A 12960-nucleotide genomic window follows, 5' to 3' on the forward strand; every position below is an offset into this window, starting at 1 on the left:
CATGGACAACGCGCCGGCGCGGTCCGGTGGTTCCGGAGTACTCGGTGGTTACGCGGCCGCGGTGTGCAGCCGGTGCAGTCCTTCGATGGCGAGCCGGTAGCCGTCCGTGCCGAACCCGACCACGATGCCCGCCGCGGCCGGCGACAGGTACGAGTGGTGGCGGAAGGACTCGCGGGCGTGGACGTTGGAGATGTGCACCTCGATGACCTTGAGCCCGGTCCCCTTGATCGCGTCGTGCAGGGCGACCGAGGTGTGCGTGTAGGCGCCCGCGTTGAACACCGCGCCGATCAGCTCGCCGGACCTCTGCCGCTCCCCCGCCTCATGGATCCAGTCGATCAGCTGCCCCTCGTGGTTGGACTGCCGGCAGTCGGCCGTGTGCCCGAGCGCGGCGGCCGTCTCCTGGCAGAGCGCCTCCACGTCCTTGAGCGTCTGCACCCCGTAGACGCCGGGCTCGCGCGTGCCGAGGAGATTGAGATTGGGGCCGTTGAGGACCAGTACGGAAGCCATGGTCACAGCCTAAGGCTGCCGCCCGCGGGGCCGCGGGTTAGCGTCGGGGCATGGTCAGCTTCACGGAGGCGCTCGCCGCGGGGCCCGTGGTGCTCGACGGCGGCCTGTCGAACCAGTTGGAGGCCGGCGGGCACGATCTGGGCGACGCCCTGTGGTCGGCGCGGCTGCTCGCGGACCGGCCGGACGCGGTGCGCGCCGCGCATCTGGCGTACTTCCGGGCGGGCGCCGACGTGGCGACCACCGCCTCGTACCAGGCGACGTACGAGGGCTTCGCCGGGCGCGGCATCGACGCGGGCCGAACGAGCGAACTGCTCGCGCTGAGCGTGCAGTTGGCGCGCGAGGCGGCACGGCAGGCACAGGCGGAGGGGGTGACGCGTCCGTTATGGGTGGCCGCGTCGGCAGGGCCGTACGGAGCGATGCTCGCGGACGGCTCCGAGTACCGCGGCCGGTACGGCCTGAGCGTGGACGAACTGGAGCGGTTCCACCGGCCGCGCCTGGAGGTCCTTGCCGCGGCCGGTCCGGACGTGCTCGCCCTGGAGACCGTGCCGGACGTCCTGGAGGCGCGGGCGCTGGTGCGGGCCGTGCGCGGGCTCGGGGTGCCCGCATGGCTGTCGTTCAGCGTGGCCTGCGGGCGGACGCGGGCGGGGCAGCCGCTCGATGAGGCCTTCGCCGTGGCCGCGGAAGCCGAGGAGGTCGTCGCGGTGGGAGTGAACTGCTGTGCGCCGCAGGACGCCGACGCGGCGGTGCCGCGGGCCGCGCGGATCACGGGCAGACCCGTCGTGGTGTACCCCAACAGCGGCGAGCGCTGGGACGCCGAGCGGCGCGCGTGGTGCGGTCCCGCGACGTTCACGGCCGAGGGACGCGCGGCCCGCTGGGTGCGGGACGGGGCGCGGCTGGTCGGCGGGTGCTGCCGCGTCGGGCCGGAGGGTATCGCCACACTGGCCGCGCAGGTGCGGGCATGACGGAAACCGGATTCCCGTACGGCGGGCACGGCAGGCTTGCCCGCACCCGCACGGGAGGCTTGCCCGCACCCGCCCGCTGGCACGTGAACCCGGGACGGATGCCCCCGGCGCGCAGGCACCGGCGGGCGGATGCACCCGTGATGCTGTGAAACGCCTGGTCCGCGGCGGTTCGGGCGCTGTTGTCAGTGCCCGGGTGCAGACTGAGCGCACTTCGTGGTCCACGAAGGAACGACAACGAGGTCGACCGACTCCGACGGAGGTGGCCAGCGATGGCCGAGGTACTTCTGACCGTGGGCACCCGCAAGGGACTCTTCATCGGCCGCCGCCGAGGCGGCGCCTGGGAGTTCGGCGGGCCGCACTTCAATGCGCAGGCGATCTACTCGATCGCGATCGACACCCGGCGTGACACCCCGCGGCTGCTGGTCGGCGGGGACAGCGCCCACTGGGGCCCGAGTGTGTTCCACTCCGACGACCTCGGCGCCTCCTGGACCGAGCCGGCCAAGCCGGCCGTCAAGTTCCCGCAGGACACGGGCGCTTCGCTGGAGCGGGTCTGGCAGTTGCACCCGTCGGCGGCCGAGCCGGACGTGGTGTGGGCGGGCACGGAGCCGGCCGCGCTGTACCGATCCGAGGACCGCGGTGAGACCTTCGAACTCGTACGCCCTCTGTGGGAGCACCCGACGCGCTCCAAGTGGGTGCCGGGCGGCGGCGGCGAGGGGCTGCACACGATCCTGACCGACGCCCGCGACCCGGGCTCGATCACCGTGGCCGTGTCCACGGCGGGGGTGTTCCGTACGCAGGACGGCGGGCAGACCTGGGCCCCGTCCAACTCCGGTGTGTCCGCGGTGTTCCTGCCGGACCCCAACCCGGAGTTCGGGCAGTGCGTGCACAAGGTGACCCGGGACGCGGCCGACCCGGACCGGCTCTATCTGCAGAACCACTGGGGTGTGTTCCGCAGTGACGACGCGGGCGCCAAGTGGGTCGACATCGGCTCCGGCCTGCCGTCGGACTTCGGCTTCGCGGCGGCAGCGCACCCGCACCGCGGCGACACCGCGTATGTGTTCCCGATCAACGCCGACGCGGACCGTGTGCCCGCGGGCCGCCGCTGTCGCGTGTACCGCACGCGTGACGCCGGCGCCTCGTGGGAGCCGCTCACGGCGGGCCTGCCCGAGGGCGACCACTACGGGACGGTGCTCAGGGACGCGCTGTGCACCGACGACTTGGACCCCGCGGGGGTGTACTTCGGCAACCGCAACGGTGAGGTGTTCGCCAGCGCGGACGACGGCGACTCGTGGCAGATGGTGGCCTCGCAGCTGCCGGATGTGCTGTGTGTACGGGCCGCCGCGATCGGCTGAGCGGGGAGCGTGGGCGGGACCGGCGCGCAAGGCCGGTCCCGCGCCCCCGGCTCCGCTTCCGACCGCGGGTGATCGGCTCGTGCGTTACGCCACTAAGGTGACCCCGTGGCTGCACGACCATTGAACGAAATCGTCGAACCCGGCTGGGCCAAGGCACTTGAGCCCGTGGCCGAACGGATCGCCGCTATGGGCGACTTCCTGCGCGCGGAGATCGCCGCAGGACGCACCTATCTGCCGGCCGGAGCGCATGTGCTGCGGGCTTTCCAGCAGCCCTTCGACGAGGTGAAGGTGCTCATCGTCGGGCAGGACCCGTATCCGACCCCGGGGCATGCCGTCGGCCTGTCGTTCTCGGTGGCGCCGGAGGTGCGGCCGCTGCCCGGCAGTCTGATCAACATCTACCGGGAGCTGAACACCGACCTGGGGCTGCCCCAGCCGTCCAACGGTGACCTCACGCCGTGGACGCGGCAGGGCGTGCTGCTGCTCAACAGGGCGCTGACCACCGCTCCCCGCCGGCCTGCCGCACACCGCGGCAAGGGCTGGGAGGAGGTCACCGAGCAGGCCATCCGCGCGCTCGCGGCGCGCGGCCGGCCGCTGGTGTCCGTCCTGTGGGGCCGGGACGCCCGCAATCTGCGGCCACTGCTCGGCTCGTTGCCGGCCGTGGAGTCGGCGCACCCCTCCCCCATGTCGGCCGACCGCGGCTTCTTCGGGTCGCGGCCGTTCAGCCAGGTCAATGAACTGCTCGTCCGGCAAGGGGCGCAGCCGGTGGACTGGAGACTCCCGTGACCGACACCCCCATGGGCACGCCGCGTTGGGTGCTCGGCGTGGACTCCGGCGGCTCCGGGCTGCGGGTCGCGCTCGCCCCCGTACCGGGGGCGCGGAGCACCGCCGACGACTCCCGCACGGACCTCGCCGAGTCCCGGGCCGACACCGCGGTGTCCCGGCAGCCCGTCCGCACCGGCCCGGACGGGATCGACGCGGGGCACCTCATGGAGCAGCTGGTGCCCATGGCCAAGGCGCTCCTGGACGAGGCGGGCGGCGGCGCGGTCAAGGCCGTGGCGGTCGGTGCGGCCGGCATGGCCACGCTCGGGGACGATCTGCGCGCCCGACTCCCGGAGGCGCTCGCCGAGGCGTTCGGCGTCCGCAGACTGGCCCTGGCGGCCGACGCCGTGACGGCGTACGCGGGTGCGCTGGGCCAGCGTCCCGGCGCCGTGGTCGCCGCGGGCACCGGCATGATCGCGCTGGGCACCGAGGGCCGGACATGGCACCGGGCCGACGGGTGGGGACATCTGCTCGGGGACTGCGGCGGCGGAGCGTGGATCGGCCGCGCCGGGCTGGACGCGGCGCTGCGCGACCACGACGGCCGCCGCGGCGGGTCGGCCGCGCTACGAGCGCGCGCCGAGGCGTTCTTCGACGGTCCCGTCAGCGAACTCCCCGCGAAGCTCTACCCGCGGACCGACCGCCCCGCGGTGCTCGCCTCCTTCGTCCCCGAGGTGGCCGGCTGCGCGGCGGAGGACCCGGTCGCGGCCGGCATCCTCCAGGCCGCCGCGGTGCACATCGCCGATACGGCGGCAGCGGTGTGCCCACCGGAGACCGACTGCGAAGTGGCCCTGACCGGCGGCCTGTTCGGCATCGGTGACCCGCTCGTCGTCCCGCTGAAGGAGGAGCTGGCCGTGCAACTCCCGCGTGCGCGCGCGGTGCCGGCCGAGGGCAATCCGCTGGAGGGTGCGGTGGTCCTCGCGACCGCGCTGGCGCTCGACGCCCTCGCCCTGCCGTGCGACGGGCGGCTGTTGCACGTTCCGGATGCAAAGGATTGAGGCGTACTCGGCGGTATCGAGTGGTCCTCAATGTTCCTGACAGTGACGACAATTATCACTCAAGGGAAAAATACGGACGTAGGCCTCGCAGCCTCCCCCTCCCCGAACAGAAGACCCCCACAAGCCAGTAGCATGCGGCGCCATGAGCTCCCCCACTGGGCCCGCATCCGGCCTGCCTGTACGAATGCCGCGACCCCGCCAGCCCGGCCGGCACCGCCGCCCGGAACCCGCGGTGGCTCCCGAGGGAGCACCCGCACTGGTTCTCGCCGTGCCCGGGACGCCGAGCGCCGCCGCCCGCTCCCTGGCCGAAGAGGTCATCTCGATCGCACGCTCCGAGCTGCCGGGCCTCGACGCCCGGATCGGCTACGTGGACGGTGAGGGCGCGGAGTTCCCGACCCTCCAGACGGTGCTCGCACAGTGCGCCGAGCAGCGCACCGCCCGCTACCAGCAGGCTCTTGCCGCCGGTGTCGAGGCGAGCGAGCCGCAGGGTCCCGTCGCCGTGGTCGTCCCGCTGCTGGCGGGGCCGGACAACGCGCTGATGCGCCGGGTCCGCCAGGCCGTCGTGGACAGCAGCGCGCCCGCCGAGCTGACCGATGTGCTCGGCCCGCACCCGCTGCTCGCCGAGGCCCTGCACGTACGGCTGTCCGAGGCCGGCCTGTCCCGCGCCGACAGGGCCAGGCTGTTCACGGTGGCCACGGCGGCCGACGGCATCATCCTCGCCACCACGGGCGGCGAGGAGGCGGTCCAGGCCGCGGGCATCACGGGCATGCTGCTCGCCGCGCGGCTCGCCGTGCCGGTGCTCGCCGCCGCGCTCGACGAGCCGGGCTCCGTCGCCGCGATCGCCGAGCAGCTGCGCGGCTCGGGCTCGGCCCAGCTGGCGCTCGCGCCGTACGTGATCGGCCCGGAGGCGGCCGAGGGCCTGCTCGACGCCGCCGCGAAGGAGGCCGGCTGCGCCACCGCCGAGCCGCTGGGCGCGTACCCGGCCATCGGCAAGCTGACGCTGTCGAACTACATGAACGCGCTGGGCATCGCCCCGCCGCAGCAGCAGGCGGGCGCTCCGGTCCGCTGACCGACGCCCGGCACGACGTGAGGGCCCGCCCGGACTGTCCGGGCGGGCCCTCACGTGTGCAGGAGTACTCTCAGCTCCCGAACACCACGCACGAGGCGGCAGGCGCGGCGAGCGACCCGGCCGGCTGCGGCACCCCCGCCTCGTCCACGGTGAACCACGACACGTCCCCCGACCGCTCGTTGGCCGCGTACAGGAAGCGTCCCGAGGGGTGGACCGCCAGGTCGCGCGGCCAGTGCCCGCCGCAGCCGGCCACCGCGGTGAGCACCGGTCCCTCCGGGCCCAGCGCGAAGACGGAGATGGCGTCCTCGCCGCGCGTGGCCGTCCACAGGTGACGGCCGTCGGGCGCGACGGTGATCGCGGAGGGGTACGCGTCCCCCTTGGGCTCGTCCAGGAGGACCGGGATCTCCCGGAGCGGCGTGAGCGTGCCCGGCCCGGCGTCCCAGGCGCAGACGGTCAGCGTCGGGTCCAGCTCGTTCAGGACGTACGCGTGAGAGCCCGACGGGTGGAAGGCCAGGTGCCGCGGTCCGCTACCGGGCCGCAACGCCACCTCCTGCTGCGCAGCCGCCTCATCCTCGGCGAGCGAACCGTGCGAGCCCACCGAACCCTGCAAGCCGAGCGAACCGAGCGGCCGGATCCGCACCGAGTCGGTGCCGAGGTCCACGCTGAGGAGCCAGCGGCCGCTCGGGTCGACCGCGACCTGGTGGGCGTGCGGACCCGCCTGCCGCGCCTCGTTCGGCCCCGAGCCCTCGTGCTGCACGACGCGCACGGCGCCGCCGTCCAGCGGGAGCGCGGACACGCTCCCCGAGCCGTAGTTCGCGGTGATCACATGGCCGCCCGCCACGGTGAGGTGCGTGGGGCCCGAGCCCCCGACGGAACGGGGTGCGCCGGTCAGGCGCGGCGTGCCGTCCGTCAGCTCGAAGACGCCGACCGATCCCGCGTCCGCCTCCGACACCGCGTACAACAGGCCGTCCGCCAGGGCGAGATACGAGGGGTCGGCGAGCGCGTCCGTGGTCGCGACCACGGTGAGGGCGCCGGTGGCGGGATCGACCTCCGCCACCGTGACCCCCTGCCCGCCCGCCGAGGTGAAGGAACCGATGTACGCCCGTCCGCCCGCCATGTGCCGCCTTCCGTCCGCCCTGAGTACCGCTGCGGGTACATGAGTTGCGGCGACCCTAGCAGCCGGTCTAGACCACAGGGCAGCCGTCGGGCGCGGAGAACAGGCCGTTCCCGGAGGCCCGGGCCCGGGCCTCGGGGTGGTGCACGTACGCGGGATGCCGCTGCGTCGCGTCGTAGGTCCGGTGGAACACGGGGGTCGCGGAGCCGGAGATCGGCGGCACGATCCACGACCAGTCGGCGCCGACGGGACGGCCGCTGCGCTCCTCGCGCCCGATGTGGGTGAGGAAGCGGCGCGATTCGGTGTGGTGGTCGGTGACGGTGACGCCGGCGCGGTCGAAGGAGTGCAGGACGGCGCGGTTGAGTTCGACCAGGGCGCGGTCGCGCCACAGGGAGCGTTCGTCGCGCAGGTCGAGGCCGAGCCGGGACGCGATCACCGGGAGCAGGTCGTAGCGGTCGGTGTCGGCGAAGTTGCGGGCGCCGATCTCGGTCCCCATGTACCAGCCGTTGAAGGGCGCGCTCGGGTAGCAGATGCCGCCGATCTCCAGGCAGAGGTTCGCCAGTGCGGGCACGGCGTGCCAGCGCAGTCCGAGCAGCTCGAACCAGCCGAACTCCGGGTGCTCGATGGGCACTTCGAGCACGGCCTCGGGCGGCAGCGCGTACCACTGCGGGCAGTGGCCGGGTTCCTGGACGACGAGCGGCAGTACGTCGAAGGGGGTGCCGGGGCCGCCGGGCCAGCCGAGGCCGCGGGCGAGTGCGGTGAGGCCGGCGTTGCGCGGGTCGCCGGTCACCGTGCCGTCCTCGGCGGTGTAGCCCGCGTACCGGATGAGCTGTTCGTTCCAGATGCGCGGCGCCGGCGTGCCGGGGGCGTCCGGGGCGAAGACGGTGATCAGCGGGCGGATCCGGCCGCCGTTGCCCGCCTCGTGCAGATGCGCCACGCACTCGGCCGCGATGCCCGCGGCGGTCCGCACGTGGCGCCGGTCACGCAGGCGCAGGGAGCGCCAGTACAGGCGGCCGATGCAGCGGTTGGCGTTGCGCCAGGCGACCCGGGCTCCGAAGGCGAGTTCGTCCGCGGTGTGGACGTAGGTGCCGGTCGCGTCGAGTTCGGCGCGGATCGCGGCGAGCCTGTGGGCGGGGTCGGCACCGTCGAGCGCCTCGCGGTGGAACTGCGCGGTGAACTCGGCGGCCTGCCGCCACAGCTCGCCGTCGGTGGTGTGCCCGGGGTGGCCTCGCGTCTCGGTCCCGCTCGGGTTCGCGGACCGGCCGTCGTGGCGCGGCAGGTCACCGGGGAAGCCGGCCGGCGTACCGCTCTCCGCGCCGCCGGAGGAGAGAACGAAGGCCTCCGCGCTGCCGGAGGGAGCGATGGAGGCGCTGTCGGGCGCGCTGCCGGAGGGAGCGGCGAAGGCCCCATCGGGCGCGCTGCCGGAGGGAGCGGCGGAGGCGCCGTCGGGCAGGCTGCCGCGACCGGTGAGGACGGCCTGGTCGCGGCGCAGGAAGTTCCGCATGATGTGTCCTCCCGCGTCCTGGGGGGACACGGGCCGCTCCCGCACGACCCGTGCGCTTCCCCCATGTGTGACGCGGGGCTTACCCCCGGCCGCGCCTGATCCACCCTGTATGTGCCCCGTGAATGTGCCTCACCCGAGGGCGGGTTGTACATGCCGCCAGGTGGGACGGGGTGCGGGGCGGCGTCAGGTGCCGGCGAGCGGGGAGCGCGGTGCGGTGCGCAGGGGCGCGGCGAGCGCGACGAGCGCCCGCTCGAGCGCGTGCAGGTGCGCGAGTGCCGGTTCGGCGGCGCTGTGGTGGGGCGCGGCTTCCGGTTCCGGGTGGTGCGCCATGGTGGCCTCGGTGCCGACGAGTGCGGCCACCGCGGTCTCGACGCGGGCGCAGGCCGCCGTGAGGCGGGCATCGTGGGAGGCCACCGGGTCGGCGGCGACCGCGGCCAGGCCCCGGATCTCGCGGGCGCAGTCGTCGAGCAGCGCGAGCACCTGGCGGGCGCGCTGCTTGCGGGAGCGCTGCGGGCTGAGCGGGTGGACGAGCGGGGCGAGCGCCATCCGTACGCGGGCGAGCAGCACTTCGAGGTCGCCGAGCGCCTGCTGAAGCAGCGCGGGGTCGGCGGCGGGGTCGCCGGCCAGGCGGCGCGCGGCCTCCGTGGTGCACACATGCACGCGGCCGAGGGCGCGCTTGATCCAGGCGTCGGTGGCGCGATGGGTGGTGATCGGCAGCACGACCAGCACGGCGAGGGCGGCGCCCAGCGCACCCACGGCGGTCTCGAGGAAGCGCAGGCCGAGCAGCCCCGGGTGCAGCACGCCGAGCAGTCCGTACAGGAGTCCCGCCATGACGGTGACGAAGAACATCATCCAGCTGTACGAAGGCGCCGCGGTGTAGAAGATGCCGAAGACGCAGACGGCCACGAGCGCCGCGGTCGGGGCGGGCGCGCCGTGCAGCGGTACGGCGATGAGCAGTCCGGCCGCGATGCCGACGACGGTGCCGAGGACCCGGCGGAAGCCGCGGACCAGGGTCTCGCCGCGCGAGGCCGTGTTGACGAAGATCCACCAGGCGGTGCCCACGGCCCAGTACCAGCGGTCGCCGGAGACCAGCTGGCCGACGACCACGGCGAAGGCGCAGGCGGCGGTGGCCTGGAAGGCCTGGCGGGTGCTCGGCCGGGACAGGCCGCGTCCGTCCAGCGGTGCGGGCTGGGCGGCGGGCGGGGTGCGGCGCTCGATGCACCACAGTCCGAAGCGGACGGTGGAACTGGCGGCCAGGGCCAGGGCCACGGCGGCGTACAGCTCGGGGAGCTGGGCGGGCAGCGCGTGCAGGAACTGCGTGACGAAGAACATCATGAACGCGAAGATCCCGAGCGCATGCCCGCGCGCGCCCCAGCGCCGGGCGTACACCCCGGCGAACACCACGGCCACGAAGGCTGCGTCCCGCGCGAGCGGCACCGCGTGCAGCGAGGCGGCGAGCGCGAGCACCGGGAAGCCGGCGGCCGGGAGCAGCGCAGTGGTCACCGCCTGACGGCGGACCGTGGGGTCGGCGACGGTGAAGAGGGCGAGCAGGGCGGCGAGCCCGCCGGTGATGGAGGCGGTCAGCGAGAACCCGGCGAGTTCGGCGGCCGTCACGGCCAGGCCGACACCGAGCACCGCGCGCAGGGAGACCCGCAGACGCAGCAGCCCCGGATCCGGTGCCACGAACATCCTCTTCACCGTGCTCACTCACCCCCGCCTGGCGCGCGCGTTCCCCGCGCGCACCCTCGCTGTGCGGTCCGCCCGCGCCGGTCTTCGGCAGACCTGGCAGTGGACGGACATGGAAAAGGCGCCGCGGAATCTCCCGCAGCGCCATCGACTGCATAAGGAAAGCATTTACGTCCCCAGTGGCTCAACTCAGGCCGGAAGGCCTGTGCCATTGGTACAGTCAGAGCCCGTTTCGTACAGCCAATGGAGGGCCAATGGCCGTCGATGCCCTGGACGCGCGGATCCTGCGTCTCCTCATCGAGCAGCCGCGGACGAGCGTGCGCGAGTACGCGCGGATCCTGGGGGTCGCGCGCGGCACGCTGCAGGCACGGCTCGACCGCCTCGAACGGGACGGGGTGATCACCGGGTCGGGCCCCACGCTGTCGCCCGCCGCGCTGGGCCACCCCGTGCTCGCCTTCGTGCACGTCGAGGTCACCCAGGGGCATCTCGACGATGTGGGGGACGCGCTCGCGCAGGTGCCGGAGATCATCGAGGCGTTCTCGATCACGGGCGGCGGCGACCTCCTGACCCGGGTGGCGGCGCGGGACAATGCGCACCTGGAGGACGTCATCCAGCTCCTGATCCGGCTGCCCGGCGTGGTGCGGACGCGCACGGAGGTGGCGCTGCGCGAGCGGGTGCCGTATCGCGTGCTGCCGCTGGTGGAGTCGGTGGGCCGCACGGCAGCCGGCCCGCGGGCCGAAGGGACCGGAGCCGCCCGCCGTACGTCCTGATCCGGACCTCCGGAAGGCGGCCTTGATCCCCGGCTTGGCATGCTGGGGTCATGAGCACCTCGCACAGCACGCGCCCCCTCGGCCGTACGGCGGTCGTCTTCGACCTCGACGGCACCCTCGTCGACAGCGAACCCAACTACTTCGAGGCCGGCCGCGAGCTGCTCGCCCGCTACGGGGTGACGCTGACCTGGGCGGAGCACGAGCGGTACATCGGGGTGTCGACGGCCGAGACCCTGCAGATCTGGCAGGACAAGTACGGCATCACGGATCCGCTCGACCAGCTGCTCGACGAGAAGAACGCGGCGTATCTGCGGCTCGCGCGCCGCTCCACGCACGCGTACCCGGAGATGGTCGCGTTCGTGCAGCGGCTGCACGCGGACGGGGTGCCGATGATCGTGGCGTCCGGTTCCTCGCTCGCCGCGATCCACGCGATCCTCGAGGGCACCGGCCTGGACGCGTATCTGACCGAGGCCGTCTCGGCCGACGAGGTGCCGCACGGCAAGCCGGAGCCGGACGTCTTCCTGGAGGCGGCCCGCCGGCTCGGCGTGGAGCCGGCGGACTGCGTGGTCATGGAGGACGCCGCTCCGGGCTGCGTGGCGGCGCACAAGGCCGGGATGCGGTGCATCGCGATTCCGTACGTGGCCTCGGCGGCGGACGACGCGGAGTTCGCGACGGCGGGGCTGCTGTTCCGCGGCGGTCAGCGGGAGTTCACGGCGCAGGCCGCGTACGACTGGCTGAGGTCCTCCGCCGCCTGACGCTTCCAAGGTGCACCGTCACGGGGTCGTCCGCCGACTGACCGCTCCTGCGCGGCGCCGTCACGGGCGGATGCCGGCGGCCAGGAACATCGGGACGGCGGCGAACAGGCGGTCGGCGGCGGCCCGTTGCCGCTGGTCCTCCATCCAGGCCGCGGACTCCTCGGCGGTGATCGCGCCGGTGCGCGCGGCGGCCGCGGCGAATCCGCCAAGCAGCGCGAGCGCGCCGTGGTCGGTGAACACGGAGGTGTGCACCTCCACGGTCACGTCCGTGAAGCCCGCATCGAGCAGCAGGGCCCGGTGGGCGCGTGCGGCGCGCGGGTTGGTGACCAGGTCGGCGCGGGCCTGCACGATCGTGCGGGTGAGCGCGGGGTCGGCCGCGTCGACGACGAAGGTGTCCCAGTCCTGTCCGACGAGCACCGCCCGCCCTCCGGGCACCAGGACGCGCCGGGCCTCGGCGAGTGCGCGGGACGGGTCGGGCAGGGTGTGCAGGACCTTGTCCGCGCGGTAGCCGTCCGACGTGGCGTCCCCGAAGGGGAGTTCGGCGAGGTCGGCCGCCCGGAACTCGGCCTGCGGGTGGCGCTCGCGCGCGATCCGCAGCATGTCCGGATCTATGTCGACGCCGACGGCCCGGGCGCCCCGCTCCCCCAGTTCGCCCACCGCCCGTCCGGCGCCGCACCCCGCATCGACGATGCGGCGGCCAGGCCCGGCGTCGAGGAGTTCGTACGTACGGGCGCGCAGCCGGCGTGCCGCGGGCAGTGCGTCGTGCGCGTCGAGCAGGGCGACGAGCTGCGGGACCGGGTCCCGTTCGGGGTCTGCGGTGTGGCCGGACTCTTCGGTGTGCCCGGGCTCTGCGGTGTGGCCGGACTCCGTGGTGTGAGTGGACATACGGCTCAGACTCCGACTTCATGTCGACATGAAGTCAACCCCGGACCACGACGAGGCCTACGGGATCGGTGAACTCGCCGCCCACTACGGGCTCGCCACGCACGTGCTGCGCCACTGGGAGAGCGTCGGCCTGCTCCACCCGCACCGGGACACCGCGGGACGCCGGGTGTACGGGCATGCGGACCGCTTGCGGATCGGCGCGATCCTGTGCGCCAAGGACGCGGGCCTCTCGCTCGCCGAGATCCACACGCTCACCTCGGCGCCCGCGGGCCCGGCCCGGCGCACGCTGCTCCGAGAGCGGCGGGCGGCCCTGACGGCGGAGATCGCCCGGCTCCAGGCCCAACTCGCGCTCGTGGAGTGCGGATTGAACTGCCCGCACGAGGATCTGCTCACCTGCACCACGTTTCAGGCCATCGTGTCCGACCGGGCCGCGAACGGAGCGCGCCCCGCACCCGGCAGGGACGGTCCGGTTGCGTGACGCGCACTCCGAGGCCCCCAGCACACGCGTGCTAGGGGCCGGGGCTGAGCAGGCGGCAGCCCGC

At 74.0% G+C, this 12960-nt stretch carries 13 protein-coding genes; 8 read left to right on the forward strand and 5 right to left on the reverse strand.

Annotated features, from left to right (window positions below; all coding sequences use genetic code 11):
• Positions 1-48 precede the first annotated feature (48 nt).
• Entirely contained in the window at positions 49-507 is a 459-nt protein-coding gene (gene aroQ / locus BLT97_RS01320) for a type II 3-dehydroquinate dehydratase (RefSeq protein ID WP_093606766.1), read from the reverse strand.
• A 50-nt stretch (positions 508-557) separates the two neighbouring features.
• On the opposite strand from aroQ, the gene mmuM reads away from it, so the two are divergent.
• The 5 genes from mmuM to BLT97_RS01345 all read left to right on the forward strand — a co-directional run bounded on the left by mmuM (position 558) and on the right by BLT97_RS01345 (position 5704).
• Positions 558-1469, forward strand: coding sequence for a homocysteine S-methyltransferase (gene mmuM, locus BLT97_RS01325; RefSeq protein ID WP_093606767.1), 912 nt, complete (start codon positions 558-560; stop codon positions 1467-1469).
• Between the two features lie 185 nt (positions 1470-1654).
• A complete protein-coding gene (locus BLT97_RS01330; protein ID WP_425442626.1) occupies positions 1655-2821 on the forward strand; it encodes a WD40/YVTN/BNR-like repeat-containing protein in 1167 nt (388 codons plus the stop codon).
• A gap of 105 nt (positions 2822-2926) precedes the next feature.
• Entirely contained in the window at positions 2927-3604 is a 678-nt protein-coding gene (locus tag BLT97_RS01335; RefSeq protein ID WP_093606769.1) for a uracil-DNA glycosylase, read from the forward strand.
• An 11-nt stretch (positions 3605-3615) separates the two neighbouring features.
• Positions 3616-4635 (forward strand): N-acetylglucosamine kinase, encoded by a 1020-nt coding sequence (locus BLT97_RS01340; RefSeq protein WP_093607685.1) that lies wholly within the window; start codon positions 3616-3618, stop codon positions 4633-4635.
• 142 nt (positions 4636-4777) lie between these two features.
• On the forward strand, positions 4778-5704 hold the full coding sequence (locus BLT97_RS01345; protein ID WP_093606770.1) for a sirohydrochlorin chelatase: 927 nt from the start codon (positions 4778-4780) through the stop codon (positions 5702-5704).
• Between the two features lie 70 nt (positions 5705-5774).
• Here BLT97_RS01345 and BLT97_RS01350 read toward each other — a convergent pair whose 3' ends face one another.
• The 3 genes from BLT97_RS01350 to BLT97_RS01360 all read right to left on the reverse strand — a co-directional run bounded on the left by BLT97_RS01350 (position 5775) and on the right by BLT97_RS01360 (position 10011).
• The gene (locus BLT97_RS01350) at positions 5775-6821 is read right to left on the reverse strand and encodes a lactonase family protein (RefSeq protein WP_093606771.1); all 1047 of its coding nucleotides are present in this window, start codon (positions 6819-6821) and stop codon (positions 5775-5777) included.
• Positions 6822-6888: 67 nt separating this feature from the next.
• Positions 6889-8322 carry a nitric oxide synthase oxygenase gene (locus BLT97_RS01355; RefSeq protein WP_107406981.1) on the reverse strand — a complete coding sequence of 478 codons (1434 nt, stop codon included), beginning with the start codon at positions 8320-8322 and terminating at the stop codon, positions 6889-6891.
• Positions 8323-8505: 183 nt separating this feature from the next.
• Positions 8506-10011 carry an FUSC family protein gene (locus tag BLT97_RS01360; RefSeq protein ID WP_093606772.1) on the reverse strand — a complete coding sequence of 502 codons (1506 nt, stop codon included), beginning with the start codon at positions 10009-10011 and terminating at the stop codon, positions 8506-8508.
• Between the two features lie 251 nt (positions 10012-10262).
• On the opposite strand from BLT97_RS01360, the gene BLT97_RS01365 reads away from it, so the two are divergent.
• On the forward strand, positions 10263-10778 hold the full coding sequence (locus tag BLT97_RS01365; protein WP_093606773.1) for an Lrp/AsnC family transcriptional regulator: 516 nt from the start codon (positions 10263-10265) through the stop codon (positions 10776-10778).
• A gap of 50 nt (positions 10779-10828) precedes the next feature.
• Entirely contained in the window at positions 10829-11533 is a 705-nt protein-coding gene (locus BLT97_RS01370) for an HAD family hydrolase (protein ID WP_093606774.1), read from the forward strand.
• 60 nt (positions 11534-11593) lie between these two features.
• Here the strand turns inward: BLT97_RS01370 and BLT97_RS01375 are convergent, their stop codons facing one another.
• Positions 11594-12418, reverse strand: a complete 825-nt coding sequence (locus tag BLT97_RS01375; RefSeq protein WP_093606775.1) for a methyltransferase domain-containing protein — start codon at positions 12416-12418, stop codon at positions 11594-11596.
• Between the two features lie 28 nt (positions 12419-12446).
• On the opposite strand from BLT97_RS01375, the gene BLT97_RS01380 reads away from it, so the two are divergent.
• A complete protein-coding gene (locus BLT97_RS01380; protein WP_093606776.1) occupies positions 12447-12896 on the forward strand; it encodes a MerR family transcriptional regulator in 450 nt (149 codons plus the stop codon).
• Positions 12897-12960: the final 64 nt, after the last annotated feature.

Origin of the sequence: Streptomyces indicus (assembly GCF_900100315.1) — a bacterium.
GTDB classification, from domain to species: Bacteria; Actinomycetota; Actinomycetes; order Streptomycetales; family Streptomycetaceae; genus Streptomyces; species Streptomyces indicus.